This is a genomic window from Roseibium algae, from assembly GCF_037783265.1.
GTDB classification, from domain to species: Bacteria; Pseudomonadota; Alphaproteobacteria; order Rhizobiales; family Stappiaceae; genus Roseibium; species Roseibium algae.
Genome location: NZ_JBAKIA010000001.1, coordinates 423,148 through 444,397, shown reverse-complemented (window position 1 = coordinate 444,397; position 21,250 = coordinate 423,148). Strand labels below are relative to the sequence as shown.

The following is a 21,250-nucleotide window of genomic DNA, read 5'->3' as shown; positions in this document are numbered from 1 at the left end:
GGGGAAACGATGAGCGAATTATTTCAGATTGAAGATGGAGCATTGAGGCAAGCAGCACGATCCAAGCTTGCAAACGAGGCCCTGATCGAAGGTTGGGTGAAAGATAATCCGAGGCTTGTTGGCATCAACGGCATTATTATAGGCCAGCAGGTGACAATTGAGAACCGAGGGCGCATCGACCTGCTTGCTATGAACAAGGAAGGCGACCTGATTGTCATCGAGCTGAAGCGTGATCGCACCCCTCGCGACATCATTGCACAGGTACTGGATTACGCTTCCTGGGTTGCCAGTCAGACCACACGGGACATTCACGTGCTCTGCCTCAAGCAAAATGGCCGGTCGTTGGAGGAAGTCTATCGGGAGCGTTTCTCAACATCCCCACCCGATACGCTGAATGCGGCCCACCAAATGATGGTCGTTGCATCCAGCATGGATGAGACAACCAAACGCATCATCGAATATCTGTCCGAAGAGCATGGTGTTGGCATCAACGTGTTTTTCTTTAATATTTTTGAACAGGGCGGAACACAATTCCTGACCACGGACACACTTCTTCAGCAGGAAGAAGTGACTGAACGGGCGACCCGCAAGACGCGTGCGCCCTGGTCCGGTTACTGGTATCTGACGGCAGGGGCTGAAGGTGACGTGGCCTGGGAAGACCTGCGCCAGCACGGTTATGTGGTCGCATCTGGCGGCAAATGGTACTCGGATGGCCTTGCCCGTCTCTCGATGGGAGACAAGGTGTTCTTCTACCAGAAGAACGCTGGCTATCTTGGGTTTGGCATCATCACATCAGAAATGCAGCCAGCCAGTGACTACGCACTCGAAGATGGGCGTAACCTAACGGATGCCGTGCCTCGACCCTATTTCTCCGAATTCGGAGACGATCCCGAAAAGCGCGCCTATGTGATCGGTGTGGATTGGAAAAAAACTTTTGATCGCGAGGAGGCCAAGACTTTCGCAGGTATTTTCGCCAATCAGAATATTGCGTGCAAAATTTATGATGAAAAGACGGTGGATTTCCTCACGCGAGAATTCGGCGTCAGCCAATTTGAGGAGGAAAATAAATGAGCGAAAGGAAATCTGTTCCATCCGTATCTGTAACCTATGCGCAGAATGGAAATTCGACCAAGTCGAACGAGCTGGGCATGCGGCCTATGCAGGAAGCCGCTTTCGAGAAGCGGGGCGAGCAATATTTGCTGATCAAATCGCCACCAGCGTCGGGCAAGAGCCGCGCGTTGATGTTTGTCGCGCTGGACAAGCTGAACAATCAGGGCTGCAAACAGGCCATCGTGGTGGTGCCGGAAAAATCCATCGGAGCGAGCTTCGCGAACGAGCCTCTGGCCACGCACGGTTTTTATTGGGACTGGGAAGTTCAGCCGAAGTGGAACCTATGCAACGCCCCAGGCGCGGAAGGCGGCAAGGTCAATTCGGTCAAGGCGTTTCTGGATAGCGATGACAAGGTCCTGGTCTGTACCCATGCCACGTTTCGCTTTGCCGTGGATAAATTCGGCATCGAAGCATTCGATGATCGGTTGATTGCCGTGGACGAGTTTCATCATGTATCTGCAAACCCGGACAACAAGCTGGGCGCTCATCTTGGCAGCTTCATATCTCGCGACAAGGTGCATCTCGTGGCCATGACGGGCTCTTATTTCCGGGGCGATGCAGAGCCAGTGTTGATACCGGAAGACGAGGCCAAGTTTGATTCCGTCACCTACACCTACTATCAGCAGCTCAATGGCTACAAGTATCTGAAATCTCTCGACATTGGCTATTTTTTCTACGCCGGAGCCTATTCTGAGGACATTTTAAATGTGCTCGATCCGGTAGAGAAAACGATCATACATATACCGTCTGTCAATTCGCGCGAGAGCACGAAGGATAAGATCAGGGAGGTCGAGCACATCATTGATGCGCTTGGCGAGTGGCAGGGTGCCGACCCGGAAACCGGTTTTCAGCTCGTGAAGCTGCCCGAGGGACGTGTGTTGAAAATTGCCGATCTGGTTGATCCAGAACATCAGGCGACGATTCAGGCCAGCTTACGTTCACCTGCCATGAAAACAGATCGCGACTATGTTGATATCATCATTGCGCTCGGCATGGCGAAGGAGGGTTTCGACTGGATATGGTGCGAACACGCGCTGACGGTCGGCTATCGCTCTAGCCTGACGGAGATCGTACAGATCATTGGTCGTGCGACCCGCGATGCACCTGACAAAGCCCGCGCGCGCTTCACCAATTTGATTGCTGAACCGGATGCATCCGAGGAAGCGGTTACTGAAGCGATCAACGACACCCTAAAGGCCATCGCAGCCAGCTTGCTTATGGAGCAGGTTTTGGCACCTCGTTTCAACTTCACGCCGAAACGGCCTGAAAATGAAGCCACGCCCGGTTTCGATTATGGCGAGGACGGCTATGATCCGAAGAAGTGCAACGTCGGTTTCAATGAGGAAAGCGGCGAATTCCAGATTGAAATCAAGGGGCTTGCCGAACCAAAAAGCCAGGAGGCCCAACGTATTTGCCAGGAAGATTTGAACGAAGTCATCACGGCCTTTGTTCAGGACAAAACTTCCATTGAGCGTGGCCTCTTCGATGAGGAATTGGTGCCGGAGGAACTGACCCAGGTTCGTCTTGGCAAGATCATCAAGGACAAATACCCGGAGTTGGCCGAGGACGACCAGGAAGCTGTGCGGCAACATGCGATTGCGGCGCTCAATCTCACTCAACAAGCCAAGGCCAACCTCAACCCGGACGGTGAAGCGCCTAAATCCGGCAACACGGCCTTGATCGATGGCGTGCGCAGGATTGCCATGGATGTGCGGGAGCTAGATATCGATCTGATCGACCGCATCAACCCGTTCGGGGAAGCCTACGCCATTTTGGCCAAGACCATGAGTGAGGAAAGTCTCAAGCAGGTTGCAGCCGTGATTACGGCCAAGAAGGTACAAATGACGCCGGAGGAAGCGCGCGACCTTGCACGTCGCGCGGTCAAGTTCAAACAGGAGCGCGGACGCCTACCGTCGATCACAGCTGCCGATGCATGGGAAAAGCGAATGGCCGAAGGTGTTGCTTTCCTTGCGCGTATGAAAGTGGAGGCAAGCAATGGTTGATTTCACGGATGAAGACGATGCCCTGCTTAGCCAACTCGGGGTCTCAGTCGAAACGAAGAAAGTAGTTGCCCATACACCACGGGAAGAGCGGATCATCGCCGGGTTCGAAGAGGTTCAGCGCTTCGCGGAGGAACATGGGCGGTCGCCACAGCATGGTGAGGAACGAGGCATATTCGAGCGGCTTTACGCTGTCCGTCTTGACCGCATCCGGGCGCTGGAAGAATGCCGTACTCTTGTGATGCCGCATGATCATCAGGGATTGCTCGGAGATGAAATAGTTTCTGCTCAGCCAGATATTGATGAAATGGACGATGAGGCGTTGCTTGCTGAATTGGGCGTTGATGCGGAAACGCCCGACATCACGACATTGAGGCATGTCCGCTCAAGCGCAGAGAAGCGGGCTGCCGAAGAGATCGCCAACCGCGAACGTTGTGAAGATTTTGAGACGTTCAGGCCGTTTTTTGATCAAGTGCAAGCCGACCTGAAAAGCGGTATCCGCATCTCGCGTAAATTCGTCAAGGATGCGGGTTTTCTCAAGGCCGAGATCAAAGCCGGGCAGTTCTTCATTCTAGGTGGCCAGACGGCCTATGTCGCGGAAATCGGGGACCAAATCAGGGCTCCCAACGGAGAGACGGACGCGCGTCTTCGAGTAATTTATTCCAACGGGACTGAGAGCAACCTCCTGCTTCGTTCGCTTCAACGTGCGCTTTATAAAGACGAGGCTGGTCGACGCATCACAGAGCCGACAGCCGGGCCGCTTTTCGCGAGTGAAGCCGAAGAGGACGATGCCGCGAGTGGAACGATCTACGTGCTTCGGAGCAAATCGAACCATCCTCTTGTCTCTGAAAACAGAGACATTGTTCACAAGATCGGCGTGACCAGCGGAAGTGTTGAAAAACGCATAGCCAACGCCAAGCTAGACGCCACGTTCCTGCTTGATGACGTTGAGATTGTTGCGACCTACGAACTCTACAACATTAATCGGGTGAAGCTGGAAAAGCTTATCCACCGTATCTTCGAGCCAGCCAAGCTGGAGATAAAGATCAAAGACCGTTTCGGGAGGCCAGTAGTGCCCAGGGAGTGGTTTTTGGTGCCGTTGTTCGTAGTTGACGAGGTGGTTCAAAAAATCAAGGACGGCACAATTTCGGATTTAACCTATGATCCGCAGCAAGCCAAACTTGTTCAGGGGGGCGCATGACTTCTAATTCTTATCCCGAAGATGACAAAGGGGCTCATTTTTTTCACTGTGATTTTCAGGTCCATAGCCCACGAGATCGTCAATGGACGGGTGTACCGCGTATATCAGACGAAGATCGTGCTGAATATGCAGCAAATTTGATCGCAGCTTGTCGTGAGAAAAATCTTGATGCCATAGCCATCACAGATCACCACGACATGGCCTTTGTTCGCTATGTTCGACACGCAGCGACGCAAGAGACCGACGCCAACGGCGACCCGCTCACTGAACGCGAGAGAATATCCGTCTTTCCTGGTATTGAGTTGACATTAGCCGTTCCTTGTCAAGCAATATTGCTTCTCGACGCAGACTTCGAAGACAACCGCTTCGATGCTGTATTGACCGCCCTTGCCATCAACCCAGCTCCAAGTTCTGATGAAAAAACTGCTCAAACCGAGCGCTTGGACAATATCGATTCACTTAAATTGCTCAAGGCAAAGCTCGATGAGCATAACTGGCTCCGGGATAGGTACATAATTTTCCCGAACGTGAGCGGAGAGGGTCAGTTTTCGTTGCTACGGAACGGAATGGCTCCAAAATACAAAGATATGCCATTCGTCGGTGGATATCTGGATGGGTCGAAAGATAAGCTGAAGCAAGGCACACTGAATATTCTTGGTGGAAAAGAGAAGGCTTGGGGAAACAAGCGTATTGCCTGTATTCAGACCTCTGATAATCGACGAGAAGACCATGCCAATCTTGGCAAACATTCCTCCTGGATCAAGTGGGCAAGCCCCACTGCGGAGGCGCTTCGTCAGGCCTGTCTAGCACAGGAGTCCCGGATTTCTGACACTGAGCCAAGTTTGCCCTCGGTCGTTATTACATCCATCAGTGTTCAGAATAGCGCATTTCTTGGTCCGTTGGAGCTTTCCTTCAACCCGCAATACAACGCCTTGATCGGCGGACGTGGTACGGGAAAATCCACCATTCTAGAATATCTTCGCTGGGCGCTTTGTGACCAACCCCCGGCTGCGAGCGACGAGGACGCGCCTAACTATCAGGCGCGCCGTCTACGATTGATCGAGGGTACGCTTAAACCATTCGGGGCGACAGTTGATGTGGCTTTTACGGTGAACGGAGTAGTGCATCAGGTTCGCCGTTCGAGCAGGGATGGGGCTGTTCAGATCAAGGTCGGTAGTGATGAATTTCGTCCATGCACTGAAAGCGAGATACGCATGCTATTGCCAGTGCAAGCCTACAGCCAAAAACAGCTCAGCAATGTCAGCGTCAGGCTCGATGAACTGGCACGTTTCATCACAGCGCCAATCCGATCTGAACTTGGCAAGTTGGAACGGCAGATGGGCGAACAGGAGGAAAAGTTACGCAAGAGCTTTTCTACACGTCAGCGTCAGAAGACCATCGAAAAGGACATCGACCGGCTTACGCTCGAAAACCGCTCTTATCAGGAACAGGCCAACCAGATACGATTATCGCTTGGTGGATTGTCAGATGAAGACAGGCGCTTGCTTGAACTAGGCCCACATTTCGACCAAGCGGAGCAGGCCATCGAGACGAGTAAATCCAGACTTGTAGTCACCAAGGATCGGATTGCTTCTCTTGTTCAGGGTATGAACGCCGTCGCCGCTAGGGAGTCCCTAGGGCTGCCCGAGGGCTTTCCCGAGCAGGCACTTGTGGATGGATTGCTAGCAGACTACGACGCGCTGATCGCAGAAGTCGATGCAGCTTTCACTGCCATTTCTACACGGATAGACCAGGCGCTTGAGGAGGATGACGGCAGTAAACGGTCGGTTTGGGAAGTGAAGCTTTCCACCTATCGCGAGGCGTACAATGCCGCCTTAGAGCGGTCGTCAGCGCACAAGGATCGAATGGATCAATTGAAGGAGCTCGAAGCCCGCGTCGGTATGCTGCAACGGGAACTTTCAAGCCTTCGCGATGAACTCAAATCTTACGACAAGGCCGCTGAAACCTATCAGGCTGAGCAGGAACAGTTGCATGAACTTCGTCGGCAACGAGATGTTCTGATTCAGGAGCAATGCAATTCTCTCGCTGAACGTTCTGGAGCTGCAATCAGAGCCATCGTGCACCGATACTCCAATGCTGAAGACTTCCAGTCTGCACTTAAGGAAAAGCTCAGTGGCTCAAATATCCGGGCGAATAAAATCGAGCAAATCGTGAGTGCACTCACTGAGGCAGAAGACCCGCATAGAGCATGGGTCGGAACCATCGAAGACCTTGAGAGTCTAGCAAATTTCAGCCCTGATTCCCAGTCAAGTTATCATATGCCGGAAACGCCCTTTTTAGAAAGTGCCGGGGCCACAAAAGGGGACTGCGAGAAGCTGGCGCGCAAACTCGATCCCGAGGATTGGCTGTCTTTGTCACTTACCGAAATCGAAAGCGAGCCACATTTTGAATACCGCTCTCGTGAAGGAGAATATATTGCCTTTTCCAATGCGTCGTCAGGCCAGCAGGCGACGGCCTTGCTTCGCACGCTTTTGAACCAAGCCGGTCCGCCTCTCCTCATCGACCAGCCGGAGGAGGATCTGGATAATCCGGTCATGCAGGAGATTGTCGAGCAAGTCTGGTCTGCGAAAAGGCGAAGACAGATTATCTTTGTCAGTCACAATGCGAACCTTGTCGTAAATGGAGATGCTGAGCTTGTGGCGTGGTGTGAATACCGCAAGGCGGGAGACCAGTCGGGAGGAAAAATAGCAGGCGAAGGTGCTATTGACATTCCCGAAGTCAGAGAAGCCATCAAGCGTATTATGGAAGGCGGCGAAGCAGCTTTCAATCTTCGACGTGAAAAATACGGGTTTTAAGGTGGCTTCAAAAAAGGGCCTCGCACACCCCTTGTGGGTCGGGCTGTCGTGAACCGAGCCTGCCGTTGGCCGTCTCTGCCGTTCGGCTTCCATCCCTTGCGCTGAAGCGGCCAGCCTCAAGGGGCTGACTTTTATCTTTCCATTTATGAGGGGCCTGCGGCCCCCTTGCCATCAAGACCTGAACGCCCTTTGGGCGCGGTTGGCCTGTATCCCCGCTCTTCCGCCCATCCTTCTTCGAAGGCTTAGCTATGGTCGTGCAGAGCGGGTGATCCCCCTCAGGCCAGCCGGGTCCTGACAGCATCCCCCGCTCATTGGCGCTGGCCTAGTCCGGTTGCATGCGCAACCGACTATCCAAGAGGGAAAGCCAATGAAAACCGATGTTTACACAAAAGTTACTGACAAGATCATTGCCGATCTTGAGAAGGGCGAACTCACATGGTTGAAGCCATGGAGCGCCGGACATGCCGAGGGACGGATTACACGTCCGATGCGGCACAACGGCCTGCCTTATAGCGGCATCAATGTGCTGATGCTTTGGGGAGCCGCGCTGGATGCGGGCTTTTTGTCCCCTTACTGGATGACCTTCAAACAAGCCAGAGAATTGGGTGCCCATGTGACGAAGGGCGAAAAGGGCAATCAGGTTGTCTATGCCAACACGCTCACCAAGACCGAAGAGGCCGAGGACGGCAGCGAGGAAGAGCGCCAAATTCCTTATATGAAAACCTATACCGTCTTCAATGTTGAGCAAATCGAAGGCCTGCCTGAGCTCTACTATGTTCAACCTGAGCCGGTGATTGATCTGGTTGAGCGGATGGACCATGCGGAGGGGTTCTTTGCTGCGACAGGTGCGGATATTCGCCATGGCGGCAATCGTGCCTTTTACAGCGGTGCAAGCGATCATGTGCAAATGCCGCATTTCGAAATGTTTCGTGCGCCGGAAGCCTACTATGCGACCTTGGCGCACGAGGTCACACATTGGACAAAACATCGCAAACGGCTGGAACGTGATTTCGGTCGTAAACGCTGGGGAGATGAAGGCTATGCGATGGAGGAGCTTGTTGCGGAATTGGGTGCAGCATTCCTTTGCGCCGATCTGACACTGACACCGGAACCCGGCACAGGCCACGCAGCCTATATTCAAAGCTGGCTGAAAGTTTTGAAGAATAACAAGCGCGCTATCTTCAGCGCAGCGGCTCATGCCCAGCGGGCGGCGGACTTTCTGCATGACTTGCAGCCGCAGGCGAAAGTGGCGCAGGCGGCTGAATGAAAAATTGCGGTCAAGCCTGATGGCTTGACCGCCTGAGTTAAGGCCCGCAGGGCGGGCGCAGTGCCAGTTCGGCTTCGATGTTGTGCATCGACGCGAGGGCGTCTTGATGATTTTGCGTTCCTGGCAGTGCCAAGGCTTGCGCGTTGAACGCTTGGCGGTAGAGGCCGCGCAGTTCTTTCGTTGGCAGCGCTGCGGCTTCAAATCGTGTGACGAGTTTCATGTCTTTTCCTTCTGTTGATCGGAGGCCCCGAACCGTTCAGGGCCTTTCGGCCCTCACGTCATCCTCGGCTCAAGGAAGGCCTGGATGGTTCGGCGGTTGAACGGCAATTAAGGAAAAGGAGAAATCGTCGTCACCCTTGAAGAAACGATCAGAATAGGACTGCACGGACGACGCTCAATCTGTGAGCTTTGGTATCTGGCGCACAAATGTGAGATTATGAAGAAAGAGGGAAAGGAGGCTGCTATGGCCGACATGCACAAGACCAAGTCCGCGAGGCGACCTGAACCGGTCGCGTTTGCGGTTGATGTCAGGGAAGCCCAGTCGATGCTGGCCCAGTCACTTCGGGAAAATGATTATCAGAAACTGAGCGCCGACGACTTCGCAGAAGCTCGACGGGTTGCGTTTGAATAGATGATGTCGGCTTGTTCGTTATGTTGTTTTCATTACCAAATTTTCAGAAAAACCACCGCTGCTCGTGCGCCGTGGTTTGAGGCGGAATGACTGCTGAAGTCGCCGCCTGAGTCAAGGCAACCACGGAGGGGATTCAGCCTCTCTCACCTCTTGAAATTTGCCACATTTAAGCATTTCAGAGTATCTATAAATGACCTCCACGTCACGGTAGGAACATATATAAATACTCTAATTGACATTATTAGGATATCCATATATGATATTATTGTGATGAAAAGATCATATATGGATAACAAGATGGGCGTGAAGGACACAGCAAGGCGGCAATATATCCGCGTACTCGACAGTGCGGCGCAACAGCTCCCAATGCTTCAGCATCCGCGTGAAGGTTGGATAAGCACCATGCGCAAGGCACTTGGTATGTCTGCGCCCGATTTGGCGCGCCGTATGGGTGTGACAAAGCCCGCCATCTATCAGGTTGAACGCAAGGAACTTGACGGCGGCGTCACGCTACAACACATGGAAAAATTGGCGCAGGCAATGGGCGCGCGTTTCGTTTATGCCATCGTGCCAGAGACATGTATCGAAGATGTGGTTGAGGATCAGGCCCGGCAAAAAGCAGAAGCGATTGTCCGCCGCGCAAGCGCCCACATGGCGCTGGAAAAGCAATCATTGCTACCGGAGCAAACGGAAAACGAAATCGAGCGTCTGACACAGGAACTCATGCGTGAACAACCCTCTGATTTCTGGGAGGGGCCATGACGTTTGAAGAGCCGGACGGTGCAACGCCTCTTGACCCCGATGAGATGGAAGGTCTGCGGTTCAAGCATATTTCCACGCGCGGAGAACTGGATGAGTTGGAACAGGCCAATATCACCCAAGGGCTGCGCTGGCTTTCACGTCGGCGTGGCGGCGATATTCTGGCCGATGACTTTGTGCGGAACCTGCATAAACGCTTGTTCGGTGATGTCTGGAAATGGGCCGGGACTTACCGGCTTCGCGAGAAGAATATAGGCATTGATCCGATGCTCATCTCCGTGCAACTTCGCTATCTTCTCGATGATGCGCGCTACTGGGCTGAACACAGCACCTACGAACCTTTGGAGGCTGCCGCGCGGTTCCATCACCGCATGGTGCAGATTCACCCGTTTCCCAATGGCAACGGGCGTCATGCGCGCATCTCTGCCGATATTTATCTGAATGACTATTTCAATCTCTCACCCATTGCCTGGGCATCCGGCTTCAATCTTCAGGCGGATAATGAGCGCCGAAGCCAATATATCATAGCACTTCGGGCGGCAGATGGCGGAGACTTTGAGCCGATAATCAGTTTTGTCGGCGGCGGGCAGGCAAAGACCTAAAGATGTCTTCTGTGACCTCTTTTATATCCGGTTAAAGAACTGCTTCTCCCTACATGTCGAACTTCGGCCCATGGTCACGTTTGATGTCCTGATCTTGGCGCTTCTGCACGAGTTCGCGTGCTTCTTCGCCCATGGCGAGGTAGTCGATAACATCCCGGCTGAGCCGCGAGAGCATCTTTTGTTCATGCTTGCGGCGCAGGACGATCAGGGCTTGCAGCGCTCGGCGTTCAGAAAGCTGCTTTTCAATGATGGCCTGCCGTTCCTGGCGGTCGCGTTTCTGCGCTTCCGCTGCTTCTTTCTCGTTCTGGGTGCGGATTTTTCGGCTGTTGCCGGTGACCCAACTCCACAGGCCTTTCAGCCCGCGTGGCAGACGGGCGGCGCGGTTGCATTCTTCGTTTTGCCAGCGTTCGGTGTGTCTCTGTTTGAGTTCAGCGCGTAGGGCGCGATGCCGGTCCACCATATCCTTGCGCCGGAAGGTGAGCGACAGACCCTGCTTGCGATATTTCTCTTCCAACTCCCGCACATAAGACTGCACCTGCTTGGTCATTTTCGCGGCGATCCACTGCCGGGTTTCATCGGTGGACAGAAGTTCTGGCGCGTCGCCAAGGCGGGTTCTGACGTCTTTGCTCTTCACGCCCGCAAAACGGGACAGGGAGAAGACCTCACCGCGATAATCCAGCACGACAAAGCCGCGACGGTCGCCGTGCGCCAGAAAATAGCCATGCTCGAACAGCGCATTGCGCAGGGAGGAGGCAGAATCCGACTTGGCCCAGCACTCCTGCATGATCTCTTTCAACCGCTTCGGATCATGGCCGAGCCGTTTGGCCTGCTGCCATTCAGCCAGCGTGAAGTTGAGCGGGCTGGGAGCCCGCCCCCGTTTGAAGCCCTCCGGCATGTCCCAGCCATGCTCGATATAAAGGTCACGGGCGATGCCGTTCAGCTTGTTCTTGTAATGCGGCAGGTTGATCGCCTTCAGCTCTCGAACATCGATCCGCGACCAAACGGCATGCGCATGCCGCCGTCCTTCCTTCTCATGAAAGACGATGGCGCGGGGCTGGCCTTCCAGCCCCAGCCGCTTTTCGATCCGGTTCACCGCAGCCTCAAATATGTCGATGGGCACATTTTCGGTCTCAGGAGGGCTGAGCGAGACGGAGAACAGGAAATTCTTACACCGCGTCCCCTTGGCGATAGCCTGCACTTCCTGCAAAGCGCCGTGCAGCGTATCGGCGGCAAACCCACTCAGCTCGTGCAGTTCCACATGCTCGTTATCCCTCGCGTTCATCAGATGTCGCGCCAGATTGGCGGCATTCGCTCTTTCGCTGGCTTTGAGGATCATGGCCCCTCGCTTTCCAGCCCAAGGGCAACGATCAGCATTGAGCGCATCGCCGCGATATCCGCGCAGGCCGAGCGTAGGTCGCCTTCGGTATCCGAGTTCACCGGCAAGGAGCCGGTATGCACCGCCTTTGCAAGTTGGTTGACGTTGTTGCTTAGCCGGGAAGAACCAAGCGCGGATAAGACCCGTGCCAATTCCCGATGGTCGGCAACCGGGTGTGTGCCGCGCCGCCGGACCTTTTTCAAATCCTCCTGAAACAGTACCGCCTTAATATAGGTGCCCAACGGAATCCCATTGGCAGCATCAGCAAGCTTGGCACGTTCCTCGAAGGTTAAGCGCAGCGAGAACGGCGTTGGCGTCTTGGTCGAAGATGTCCGAGAGCCGCCGGAATGTTGATTGAAATCAAGGTGCTGGTTCGTCATCGCCGCACCCCAGATCGTCAAGATCACAGTCTGCGAGATGGACTTCCCATTCTTCCAGGACTTCGAAGAGAGAGTTCAAGTTCTCTCTCTCCAGCAGCACCTTGTGGCTGGTCTATGAACTGGATCTCATGCATGCGCCTGTAAAGAGAGCCGTGTGACAGCAGGTCACTGTGGGTTCCCTGTTCTGCTATTCCTTTCTTGTCAATGACCACGATCTTGTCAGCTTTCTGAACGGTTGCAAGACGGTGTGCGATGATGAGTGTCGTGCGATGTTGTGACAAGGCCTCAAGGGAAACCTGGATTTCTCGTTCGGTATGGGTATCAAGTGCAGAGGTTGCCTCGTCCAGAATGAGAATTGGCGGGTCTTTCAAGAAAATACGGGCGATTGCCAGTCGTTGCTTTTGGCCACCTGACAGTTTCACGCCTCTTTCGCCAATCATCGTATCAATGCCATTTGGCAATCCAGCAACGACTTCGTCTAGCCGAGCCCGGTGAACGGCCTTGAGAACCTCCTCATCGCTGGCTCCGACCTTTCCGTAAGCGATGTTGTCTCTGAAGGATCCGCCAAAGAGGAAGACGTCCTGTTGGACAATCCCGACCTGGCGGCGCAGGGAGGACAGCGTCATGTCGCGAATGTTGATGCCATCGATCGAAATATGCCCTTGAGTGACATCATAGAACCTAGGCAAGAGTGAGCACAGGGTTGTCTTTCCAGCGCCTGATGGTCCGACAAAGGCGATCGTTTCGCCAGCCAGGATATTGAGGTTGATGTTCTCCAAAATGGGCTTGTTAGGAGAATATCCGAAACCTACGCCCGAATAACGCAGGTCTCCGCGCAGGTTTGTAACGGGCTTTGCATCGGGCGTGTCAATGATATCTGGCTGGGTTTCGATTAATTCCAGATACCGGCGAAATCCCGCAATGCCTTTCGGGTAAGTTTCAATCACCGCATTGATTTTCTCAATCGGCCGGAAGAAAACCGTGACCAACAACAGAAAGCCGATAAAACCGCCATAGCTGAGTGTTTGGTTGATAACAAAATAGCTGCCGACCAGCATGACGACGAGCTGCACGAGCCGCATGCTCATGTAGCTTAGCGATGTCGAGGCAGCCATGATTTTGTAGGCTTCAAGTTTGGTCCGCCTGTAGTTGTCATTGTCTTTGGCGAACAGATCTCGTTCATGGGCTTCATTGGCGAAGGCCTGAACAAGGCGCATGCCGCCGACATTTTCTTCAACGCGGACGTTAAAGTCACCAACGCGGTTGTAAAGCGCGCGCCAGTTTTTGGTCATGCGACCGCCATATCGGCTTGTCACCCAGGCGACGGCAGGCACGATGAAGGCGGTTATCAGCGCCAAGTGTACGTTGACGTAAAGCATCAGAATAAACGCGCCGACGAAAGTCATCACGGCAATGAATAAGTCCTCAGGCCCGTGGTGCGCGACTTCTCCAATTTCTTCCAGGTCCTTGGTCAGGCGTGCGATGAGATGACCGGTTTTCTGATTGTCGAAGAAGTGAAATGACAGCTTCTGGAGGTGTTGGAAAGCTTTCCGGCGCATGTCGGTTTCGATGTTGATCCCGAGCATATGCCCCCAGTAAACGACTACTGCTGTGAGCGCCGTGTTGAGCAGGTACATGACCAGTAAGCCGGAGGCTGCAAGAACAATCAGATTCCAGCTGTTGCTTGGCAGCAAGTCATCGATGAACAGTTTGACGGCCATGGGAAAGGCAAGTTCCAAAACGCCAGCGAGAATGGCGCAGCCGAAATCCAGCAGGAAAAGCCCCTTGTAAGGCGTGTAATAAGCAGCGAAGCGAGACAGCATGAAAAGTCAGATCCGGTCACTATCGGGAGAAATTAAATGAAACACCGAAGTGAGTTTCTAGCGGATTTTTGCTGACGCTATTGGTTTTTTCTTAGAGGCAAGCGCGTTGATTTCATTTGCGCACATTTTAAAGCTGTTTGACATCGGCAAACGGAGCCCGAGACCGCTCTGCTGAGGTCAAACTTTGCTTCGGTATGAGATCAGACGATCCCGCTTCCTCCATTGAGGACTGCAGGGCGTAGCTCGGCGACTTTCTGACGATACGATGAGGCGCGATAGACTGACACGGGATCAATCGCTCCGCCATTCTCATGACGGGCCATTGCCAGTATCGGCTCGACATCCGTTCTGAAGGCTGCCTTCAAAGTGGTTGTTGCAGACAGTGCATCGTTGTTGTTTTGAAAGTCGCCAAGCGCTTTTCTGTCGACCAAGAGGGCTTGAGCGTAAGCACGTTGGACTTCCATGGCACTGACCATAAGGCTTTCGATGGGGTCTGTGACGTTGTGGGACTGATCCAGCATGTGCGCGGGGTTGAACCCCGGTGCACCGCGAAGCTCTGCATCCACCAGTTCGTTGAAGACAAGGAACAGGCGATAGGGATCGATTGAGCCCGTATCAAGATCATCATCGCCATATTTGCTATCGTTGAAATGAAAGCCCCCCAGCTTGCCGAATTGGACAAGGCGGGCGACGATCATTTCGATGTTAACATTGGGGGCGTGATGCCCCAGATCAACGAGGCAATAGGCTTTGTCGCCCAGTTCTTTTGCAATTAGATAGTTGGTGCCCCAGTCCTGAACCACCGTGGAATAAAACGCAGGCTCGAAGATCTTGTGTTCGGTGAAGAGTCGCCAATCGTCGGGCAATTTTGCGTAAATCGATTTGGCAGAATCCAGATAGCGCTCGAACTGGCGGGTGAAATTGCTCTGGCCCGGAAAGTTTGAGCCATCGCCAACCCAGACCGTCAGTGCGTTGGAGCCTATGGCCTGACCAAGTTCGATGCATTCCAGATTATGCTCGATCGCTTGCTGGCGCGTTGCAGTATCTGTGTGGGACAGGGAACCAAATTTGTAAGAATGCGACTGACCCGGCTGATCCTGAAAGGTGTTTGAGTTCATAGCATCAAAGCCAAGACCCAGTTTTCTTGCCTTCGCGTTCAGATCTGCCGGAACAGCCTTATCCCATGGGATGTGCAGTGAAACGGATGGGGTGGCACGTGTCAGCTCTTGAATGACCGCGCAATCTTCGAGCTTGTCGAAGATGCCGCGTGGTTCACCTGGTCCTGGAAACCGAGCAAAGCGTGTGCCCCCAGTGCCGACACCCCATGACGGGATAGCCACGCCATAGGCGGAGACTTTCTGTTTGATCTCGTCGATGGCAATGCCTTGCCGGTCGAGCCGTTCACCCAGACTGTCATAATCAGTCTTCAGCGCGTTGAGGCTTCGTGTGTTTTCCTGTGCGAGCAGGGAGGTGTCTATCATCGTCATGTTTGATCCCTTTAGCGCGTGAAGGCCTGAACGTTTCCGGCATCAACGTTGATGATGTTACCGGTGGACTTTGACGAAGCTTCCGATGCAAAGAAATAGCTTGCCTCTGCAATGTCCTCTGGCAGAACCGAGCGCTTTAGTAGTGATCTCTGACGGTAATGCTCTTCCAGCTCCGAGGTGTCTTTGCCGTATGCGTCTGCGCGTTCTTGTAGCCAGTCGCCGGACCAGATCTTAGAGCCGCGCAACACGGCATCCGGATTGACGACATTGACGCGTATGCCATCCGGCGCGCCTTCCAACGCAAGGCAGCGGGCGAGGTGGATTTCCGAAGCTTTTGCGGTGCAATAGGCGCTCGCCCCTGGAGACGCCGCAAGGCCGTTTTTGGAGCCGATGAAAATGATCGAGCCGCCAATGCCTTGGGCTTTCATGACCCGAAACACGGAACGTGAAACGAGGAAGTAGCCCGTCGACAAGATCGCCATGTTCTTGTTCCAAAGCTCAAGTGTCGTGTCTTCAATGGCGGCGGATGAGGCGATGCCTGCATTGGAGACTAAAATGTCTATTCCGCCGAATTCGATTGCTGCCTGTGCAAAAGACTGCGCAACAGCATCTTCGCTTGTGACATTCATGGTGACCGGGCGGATGACATCCTTTGAGTATTTCGCTGACAAGTTGTCCGACGTTGCAGCGAGTGCGGCCTCGTCGATATCTGCGATGACCACACAGGCCCCTTCGCGAAGGAACCGCTCTGCTGTTGCAGATCCGATGCCGCCAGCGCCGCCTGTAACTAGAGCGACTTTGCCTGCCAGGCTCTTGGGTTTTGGCATGCGCTGTAATTTGGCTTCTTCGAGGAGCCAATATTCGATGTCGAAGGCTTCCTGTTCCGGCAGTCCGCAATAGGTGGAAACGCCAGAAGCGCCGCGCATCACGTTGATTGCGTTGGTGTAGAATTCACCAGAGATCCGCGCTGTTGCCTTGTCCTTGGCGAAGGTGATCATGCCAACACCGGGAATGAGGTACACCACTGCATTTGGATCGCGCAGTGCCGGGCTGTCCGATTTTTTACACCGATGGTAATAGGAGGCATAGTCATCGCGATAAGTCGCAACAGCCGCATCCAGACCCGCCAGGGTGGCGTCGATGTCCGGTTTGGCAGGATTAAAATTGACAACCAGAGGGCAAATCTTGGTGCGCAGGAAATGGTCCGGGCAACTTGTTCCAAGCGCAGCTAGGGCTTTCATGTCATTGGAATTCACGAATTCCAAAACAGTGTTGCTGTCTTCAAAATGGCCAACCATATGTTGTTTGCCGCTGACCATGCCTCTGATGGCAGGCATCAGTCCTGCAGCTACTTCGCGTCGATCTGATGGAGACAAGCTTTGGTGCTTCACGCCGCCAAAGGTAGCTACGCCATTGAGCTTTTTCTCGAACCAGGACATTGCCTTGTCGATAATTTCAATCGTCGTCTCGTAGCAGATTTTCGCATCGTCGGCCCAAGTGAACAGGCCATGGCTTTCCAGAACAACACCGCGTGCCTGCGGGTTTTCGAGGCAGAACTTTTCCAACCAGAGACCGAGTTCGTAGCCTGGGCGCTTCCAGGGAAGCCAACCGATATCTGCGCCAAAGATTTCTTGCGTCAGCTCTTTGCTGTTTTTTGCTGCTGCGATTGCAATGATTGCATCCGGATGCATGTGGTCGACATGGGCTTTGGGCACATAGGCGTGAAGGGGCGTGTCGATGGAGGCCGCGCGAGCATTGAGATTGAAGGTGCAATGGGGCAAATAGCCGACCATCTCATCTTCGAATTCCACACCGCGATAAATGCCCTTCAGCGCACGCAGTTTGTCCATATAAAGTGTCGCGAATCCATCCATCTTGATGGTGCCGACGTCACCGCCTGATCCCTTGACCCAGAGAACCTCTGCGTCTTTTCCGGTGAGTGGGTCTTTTTCAATGACCTTGGCTGAGGTGTTGCCACCGCCGTAATTGGTGATGCGCTTGTCGGACCCCAGAAGGTTGGAGCGATACAGCAGGAGCTCGGACTGGCTCATGGCAGCGGTTTTTTGATCGTCCCAAAGATTTTCAAGCCGGGATCCGGCGGCGGTATTCAGCATTTCATCCTCCCAGATATGCCAATCAGCACTTGGTTGTATGAATGAAACCTCGCCGGGATGGCCTACATTGTCAATCATTATCGATCAGAATCAATCATATTGCGCTGCATATAAGTCATTTATGATTATTTATGATTGACAGTGAGCGCATGTGGTGGAACCATTCGAGGCTCAGGAGGATGGAAATGCACGAAAAGGAACGCCAGAGGATTATATTGTCGGCAGTTCAGGAGCGTCCGGTTGTGACCGTTTCGGAGCTTGTGGACTTGACGGATTCCTCGGAGGCAACCATCCGCAGGGATATTGCGACTTTGCATGTCGCCAAGAAATTACGCCGTGTTCGTGGCGGTGCTGAATCTATCACTCCGCCTCAGTTTGTCGGCTTGGCCGGACGGCCGTTCAGCGTCAATGAGGCGATGCACAGCGCGCAAAAGCGTGCGATTGCCCGTGCTGCAGTCGAGCTTTGCGAGGATGGTGATGCGATTATCATCAATGGGGGAACAACGACCTTTCAGATGGTGCATCCTCTCGCCAGCAAGCGAATGCAGATCTTCACCAACTCCTTTCCGATTGCGGAGCATCTGCTCAAGCATTCTAAGAACACGATCATGCTGTCGGGTGGTGTGATTTACCGCGAGCAAAACATCATTTTGAGCCCGTTCGACAATGATGTGACCCGTAATTTTTATGCAAAGCGCATGTTTATGAGTGCGAAGGGCCTGGGTCCATTGGGGCTGATGGAAGGCGATCCTTTGCTGATCCAGGCTGAGCAAAAGTTGATCGGCCAGGCCGATGAGCTGGTGGTTCTGGCGGATTCTTCGAAATTCAAAAGCCGTTCCAGTCTGATCCTGTGTCCGTTGGACCGGATTTCCACTGTCATCACCGATGAGGGAATTGGCGACGATGTGGCGCACATGCTTGAGCAGGCTGATGTCAAACTTATTGTGGCGCACACGCGCGCTGCGCAAGGAAAGGCGGCCTCGGAAGGCTAGCCGATATTTTGCTGGAAGTGGAGGCTTCCGGCAGATCACCAGGGAGGAACTTATTATGAAATTCTTGAAAAACGCCTTGATGGCGACGGCTGTTGCCGCCGTATGTATAGCCAGTCCGGCGCACGCGGAAACCAAGCGTATTGCCCTTGTCGTAAAGGCCTTGGGCATTGGCTTCTTTGAAGCGGCTGCAAAGGGCGCTGAAGAAGCAGCAAAAGAACTTGGCGACGTAGAGATCATTTACACCGGCCCAACAGACACAACAGCTGAGGGCCAGATTGAGGTCATTAACGCACTGATCGCGCAAAAGGTTGATGCAATTGCAATCTCGGCAAATGATCAGGATGCGCTCGTGCCAGCTTTGAAGAAAGCCATGCAGCGCGGCATCACGGTTGTGTCGTGGGATTCAGGCGTTGCGCCTGAAGGACGTCAGTTGCACCTGAACCCATCGTCTAATCCACTGATCGGCAACATGATCATCAAACTGGCCGCTGATCATTTGCCGGATGGTGGGGACGTGGCCGTTCTGTCAGCCACAGCCACGGCCACGAACCAGAACATCTGGATCGAGGAAATGAACAAGGTGAAGGGCAATTATCCCGGCATCAATGTTGTGGCGACTGTCTATGGTGATGACCTTGCCGACAAGTCTTACCGTGAAGCCCAAGGCCTCATGCAGACCTATCCGGATCTGAAAGCTATTATCGCCCCAACATCGGTTGGCATTGTTGCTGCGGCGCAAGCAGTCAGCGATGCGGGCAAAGCAGGTGTGGTCAATGTGACCGGTCTGGGCTTGCCGTCTGAAATGGCTGGTCATGTCGCATCTGGTGCCTCCAAGTCCTTTGCGATCTGGAATCCGATTGATCTTGGCTACTCGGCAACCATGCTTGCTTACAATCTGGCTACAGACAAAGCCGAAGCCAAGCCAGGCGCCGAAATCCCGATGGGCCGCATGGGCGTTCTGACGTTGAATGACAACAACGAAGGCGCAATGGCTGATCCGTTTGTCTATGACAGCTCCAACGTCGATGACTTCAAGGATATCTTTTAAGTCCTGAGGCTTGTCATCTGACTCGGCGCTGTTTAGCGCCGGGTCTTTTCACTCTGATTTCCATTCGCATCCATGACCGTCGGGGAAAAGGCATGTTAGCCAGTTCACAAGGCAATGAGTACGTGCATCCAGCAGCCGGTGTTGGAACGCCTGTTTTGTCTCTGTCCGGAATCTCCAAGTTCTTTCCGGGTGTCAAAGCCTTGTCGGATGTGGAGCTGGAGCTTTACCCCGGTGAAGTGACCGCACTGGTCGGCGAGAATGGTGCTGGAAAATCCACCATCGTGAAGATCCTGACCGGGATCTATCAGCCGGACGGCGGGACCATTACGGTTGATGGCAAAGCCCAAGTCTTTGCAACGGCGCAGGATGCGGCACATGCCGGTGTCACGGCCATTCATCAGGAAACTGTGCTGTTTGATGAACTGTCGGTGGCTGAAAACATCTTCATTGGACATGCTCCCAAAGGCAGGTTCGGGCTCCTTGACTTGCCTAAAATGCGGGCCATGGCGAAGGATCTGTTAGATCGGATTGGCGCGCGACTTGATCCCGATGCGACGTTGAAGGATCTGGGCATTGCCAACAAGCATCTGGTCGCGATTGCGCGGGCGCTGTCGATTGACGCTAAAATCGTCATCATGGATGAGCCGACCGCATCGCTGTCCCACAAGGAAATTGAAGAGACCTATGCGCTGGTTGATCGCCTGAAAGCTGAAGGCAAGGCGATCCTCTTCATTAGCCACAAATTCGATGAGATTTTCAGGATTGCTGATCGCTACACGGTGTTTCGAGATGGCCAAAAAGTCGGATCCGGCAAAATGGACAGCGTCCAGGAAGCCGATCTGATCCAGCTTATGGTGGGGAGATCCGTCGATCAGGTGTTTCCAAAACGCGAACCAAAATTGGGTCCGGAGGTGTTGCGGGTTGTTGGCTATGCGCATCCCACCGAATTCGAAGACATTGGGTTTTCGCTGCGACAAGGCGAAATTCTCGGGTTCTACGGGCTTGTGGGAGCCGGACGCAGTGAATTCATGCAGGCTCTCTTTGGTATTACCAAACCTTCAAAGGGCGCAATTCGGATTGACGAGATCGTGGCCGTGATCCGAACACCGAATGAGGCGATCAGTCATGGTATTGTCTATGTGCCCGAAGATCGCGGCACACAGGGGGCGGTCAAGGGATTGCCGATCTTTCAAAATGTGACGCTGCCGTCCCTGTCGAAAACATCGCGTAATGGGTTCCTGAGGCTTGCCGAGGAATTTGCTCTGGCGCGCGAATACACCCAGCGGCTGGACTTGCGGGCCGCAGCGCTTGATCAGGATATTGGCGAGCTGTCTGGAGGCAACCAGCAGAAGGTGGTGATCGCCAAGTGGCTGGCGACCAAGCCACGAGTGATTATTCTGGATGAGCCGACCAAGGGCATCGATATCGGCTCAAAGGCCGCCGTGCATGAGTTCATGGCTGAGCTTGCTGCTCAAGGCCTTGCCGTCGTGATGGTTTCCTCGGAAATTCCTGAGGTGCTGGGCATGTCCGATCGGGTCATTGTGATGCGTGAGGGGCGGGTCGTGTCTGAGTTCGAGGGCGAAGACCTGACGCCGGAAAATCTTGTGCGTGCAGCGGCCGGCATAGAGGAGGCACGTCCATGAGC

At 53.7% G+C, this 21,250-nt stretch carries 17 protein-coding genes; 11 read left to right on the top strand and 6 right to left on the bottom strand.

Annotated features, from left to right (window positions below; genetic code table 11):
* Window positions 1-9: 9 nt before the first annotated feature.
* From V6575_RS02025 to V6575_RS02005, 5 genes are all read left to right on the top strand, one after another.
* Entirely contained in the window at window positions 10-1,071 is a 1,062-nt protein-coding gene (locus V6575_RS02025; RefSeq protein WP_340272339.1) for a PDDEXK family nuclease, read from the top strand.
* Complete coding sequence (locus V6575_RS02020; protein WP_340272338.1) at window positions 1,068-3,113, top strand: DEAD/DEAH box helicase; 2,046 nt, start codon at window positions 1,068-1,070, stop codon at window positions 3,111-3,113. Before V6575_RS02025 ends, V6575_RS02020 begins: the two co-directional genes overlap by 4 nt.
* Complete coding sequence (locus tag V6575_RS02015) at window positions 3,106-4,311, top strand: GIY-YIG nuclease family protein (RefSeq protein WP_340272337.1); 1,206 nt, start codon at window positions 3,106-3,108, stop codon at window positions 4,309-4,311. The genes V6575_RS02020 and V6575_RS02015 overlap by 8 nt, the downstream gene beginning before the upstream one ends.
* Window positions 4,308-7,127, top strand: coding sequence for a TrlF family AAA-like ATPase (locus tag V6575_RS02010; RefSeq protein ID WP_340272336.1), 2,820 nt, complete (start codon window positions 4,308-4,310; stop codon window positions 7,125-7,127). Before V6575_RS02015 ends, V6575_RS02010 begins: the two co-directional genes overlap by 4 nt.
* A 367-nt stretch (window positions 7,128-7,494) precedes the next feature.
* A complete protein-coding gene (locus V6575_RS02005) occupies window positions 7,495-8,394 on the top strand; it encodes an ArdC family protein (RefSeq protein ID WP_340272335.1) in 900 nt (299 codons plus the stop codon).
* Window positions 8,395-8,431: 37 nt separating this feature from the next.
* Here V6575_RS02005 and V6575_RS02000 read toward each other — a convergent pair whose 3' ends face one another.
* A complete protein-coding gene (locus tag V6575_RS02000) occupies window positions 8,432-8,614 on the bottom strand; it encodes a hypothetical protein (RefSeq protein ID WP_340272334.1) in 183 nt (60 codons plus the stop codon).
* Between the two features lie 243 nt (window positions 8,615-8,857).
* On the opposite strand from V6575_RS02000, the gene V6575_RS01995 reads away from it, so the two are divergent.
* The 3 genes from V6575_RS01995 (at window position 8,858) to V6575_RS01985 (ending at window position 10,386) form a co-directional block, all read left to right on the top strand.
* Complete coding sequence (locus V6575_RS01995; RefSeq protein ID WP_340272333.1) at window positions 8,858-9,025, top strand: hypothetical protein; 168 nt, start codon at window positions 8,858-8,860, stop codon at window positions 9,023-9,025.
* Window positions 9,026-9,310: 285 nt separating this feature from the next.
* Window positions 9,311-9,787, top strand: coding sequence for a mobile mystery protein A (locus tag V6575_RS01990; protein WP_340272332.1), 477 nt, complete (start codon window positions 9,311-9,313; stop codon window positions 9,785-9,787).
* Window positions 9,784-10,386: a mobile mystery protein B gene (locus V6575_RS01985; RefSeq protein ID WP_340272330.1), complete on the top strand. Its 603-nt coding sequence runs from the start codon at window positions 9,784-9,786 to the stop codon at window positions 10,384-10,386. The genes V6575_RS01990 and V6575_RS01985 overlap by 4 nt, the downstream gene beginning before the upstream one ends.
* A gap of 49 nt (window positions 10,387-10,435) precedes the next feature.
* On the opposite strand, the gene V6575_RS01980 is transcribed toward V6575_RS01985, so the two are convergent.
* The 5 genes from V6575_RS01980 to V6575_RS01960 all read right to left on the bottom strand — a co-directional run bounded on the left by V6575_RS01980 (window position 10,436) and on the right by V6575_RS01960 (window position 17,565).
* Window positions 10,436-11,722, bottom strand: a complete 1,287-nt coding sequence (locus V6575_RS01980; RefSeq protein ID WP_340272328.1) for a relaxase/mobilization nuclease domain-containing protein — start codon at window positions 11,720-11,722, stop codon at window positions 10,436-10,438.
* Window positions 11,719-12,141 (bottom strand): hypothetical protein, encoded by a 423-nt coding sequence (locus tag V6575_RS01975; RefSeq protein ID WP_340272326.1) that lies wholly within the window; start codon window positions 12,139-12,141, stop codon window positions 11,719-11,721. The genes V6575_RS01980 and V6575_RS01975 overlap by 4 nt, the downstream gene beginning before the upstream one ends.
* A gap of 23 nt (window positions 12,142-12,164) precedes the next feature.
* Entirely contained in the window at window positions 12,165-13,964 is a 1,800-nt protein-coding gene (locus V6575_RS01970) for an ABC transporter ATP-binding protein (RefSeq protein WP_340272325.1), read from the bottom strand.
* A gap of 200 nt (window positions 13,965-14,164) precedes the next feature.
* The gene (gene rhaI / locus V6575_RS01965) at window positions 14,165-15,451 is read right to left on the bottom strand and encodes an L-rhamnose catabolism isomerase (RefSeq protein ID WP_340272324.1); all 1,287 of its coding nucleotides are present in this window, start codon (window positions 15,449-15,451) and stop codon (window positions 14,165-14,167) included.
* An 11-nt stretch (window positions 15,452-15,462) separates the two neighbouring features.
* On the bottom strand, window positions 15,463-17,565 hold the full coding sequence (locus V6575_RS01960) for a bifunctional rhamnulose-1-phosphate aldolase/short-chain dehydrogenase (RefSeq protein ID WP_340272323.1): 2,103 nt from the start codon (window positions 17,563-17,565) through the stop codon (window positions 15,463-15,465).
* A 185-nt stretch (window positions 17,566-17,750) separates the two neighbouring features.
* Between V6575_RS01960 and V6575_RS01955 the strand changes: the two genes are divergently transcribed.
* The 3 genes from V6575_RS01955 to V6575_RS01945 all read left to right on the top strand — a co-directional run bounded on the left by V6575_RS01955 (window position 17,751) and on the right by V6575_RS01945 (window position 21,248).
* The gene (locus tag V6575_RS01955) at window positions 17,751-18,557 is read left to right on the top strand and encodes a DeoR/GlpR family DNA-binding transcription regulator (RefSeq protein WP_340272322.1); all 807 of its coding nucleotides are present in this window, start codon (window positions 17,751-17,753) and stop codon (window positions 18,555-18,557) included.
* A gap of 55 nt (window positions 18,558-18,612) precedes the next feature.
* Window positions 18,613-19,605, top strand: a complete 993-nt coding sequence (gene rhaS / locus V6575_RS01950) for a rhamnose ABC transporter substrate-binding protein (RefSeq protein WP_340272320.1) — start codon at window positions 18,613-18,615, stop codon at window positions 19,603-19,605.
* Window positions 19,606-19,697: 92 nt separating this feature from the next.
* The gene (locus V6575_RS01945) at window positions 19,698-21,248 is read left to right on the top strand and encodes a sugar ABC transporter ATP-binding protein (protein WP_340272319.1); all 1,551 of its coding nucleotides are present in this window, start codon (window positions 19,698-19,700) and stop codon (window positions 21,246-21,248) included.
* The last annotated feature ends 2 nt before the right edge of the window (window positions 21,249-21,250 follow it).

Bases quoted from the DNA above. Each gene is read 5' to 3' on its own strand.
- rhaI (WP_340272324.1), bottom strand. From the start codon at position 15,451: ATGACGATGATAGACACCTCCCTGCTCGCACAGGAAAACACACGAAGC.
- V6575_RS01995 (WP_340272333.1), top strand. From the start codon at position 8,858: ATGGCCGACATGCACAAGACCAAGTCCGCGAGGCGACCTGAACCGGTC.
- V6575_RS01955 (WP_340272322.1), top strand. From the start codon at position 17,751: ATGCACGAAAAGGAACGCCAGAGGATTATATTGTCGGCAGTTCAGGAG.
- V6575_RS01985 (WP_340272330.1), top strand. From the start codon at position 9,784: ATGACGTTTGAAGAGCCGGACGGTGCAACGCCTCTTGACCCCGATGAG.
- V6575_RS01960 (WP_340272323.1), bottom strand. From the start codon at position 17,565: ATGCTGAATACCGCCGCCGGATCCCGGCTTGAAAATCTTTGGGACGAT.
- V6575_RS02000 (WP_340272334.1), bottom strand. From the start codon at position 8,614: ATGAAACTCGTCACACGATTTGAAGCCGCAGCGCTGCCAACGAAAGAA.
- V6575_RS01975 (WP_340272326.1), bottom strand. From the start codon at position 12,141: ATGACGAACCAGCACCTTGATTTCAATCAACATTCCGGCGGCTCTCGG.
- V6575_RS02005 (WP_340272335.1), top strand. From the start codon at position 7,495: ATGAAAACCGATGTTTACACAAAAGTTACTGACAAGATCATTGCCGAT.
- V6575_RS02025 (WP_340272339.1), top strand. From the start codon at position 10: ATGAGCGAATTATTTCAGATTGAAGATGGAGCATTGAGGCAAGCAGCA.
- V6575_RS02010 (WP_340272336.1), top strand. From the start codon at position 4,308: ATGACTTCTAATTCTTATCCCGAAGATGACAAAGGGGCTCATTTTTTT.
- V6575_RS01990 (WP_340272332.1), top strand. From the start codon at position 9,311: ATGGATAACAAGATGGGCGTGAAGGACACAGCAAGGCGGCAATATATC.
- V6575_RS01970 (WP_340272325.1), bottom strand. From the start codon at position 13,964: ATGCTGTCTCGCTTCGCTGCTTATTACACGCCTTACAAGGGGCTTTTC.
- V6575_RS02015 (WP_340272337.1), top strand. From the start codon at position 3,106: ATGGTTGATTTCACGGATGAAGACGATGCCCTGCTTAGCCAACTCGGG.
- V6575_RS01945 (WP_340272319.1), top strand. From the start codon at position 19,698: ATGTTAGCCAGTTCACAAGGCAATGAGTACGTGCATCCAGCAGCCGGT.
- rhaS (WP_340272320.1), top strand. From the start codon at position 18,613: ATGAAATTCTTGAAAAACGCCTTGATGGCGACGGCTGTTGCCGCCGTA.
- V6575_RS01980 (WP_340272328.1), bottom strand. From the start codon at position 11,722: ATGATCCTCAAAGCCAGCGAAAGAGCGAATGCCGCCAATCTGGCGCGA.
- V6575_RS02020 (WP_340272338.1), top strand. From the start codon at position 1,068: ATGAGCGAAAGGAAATCTGTTCCATCCGTATCTGTAACCTATGCGCAG.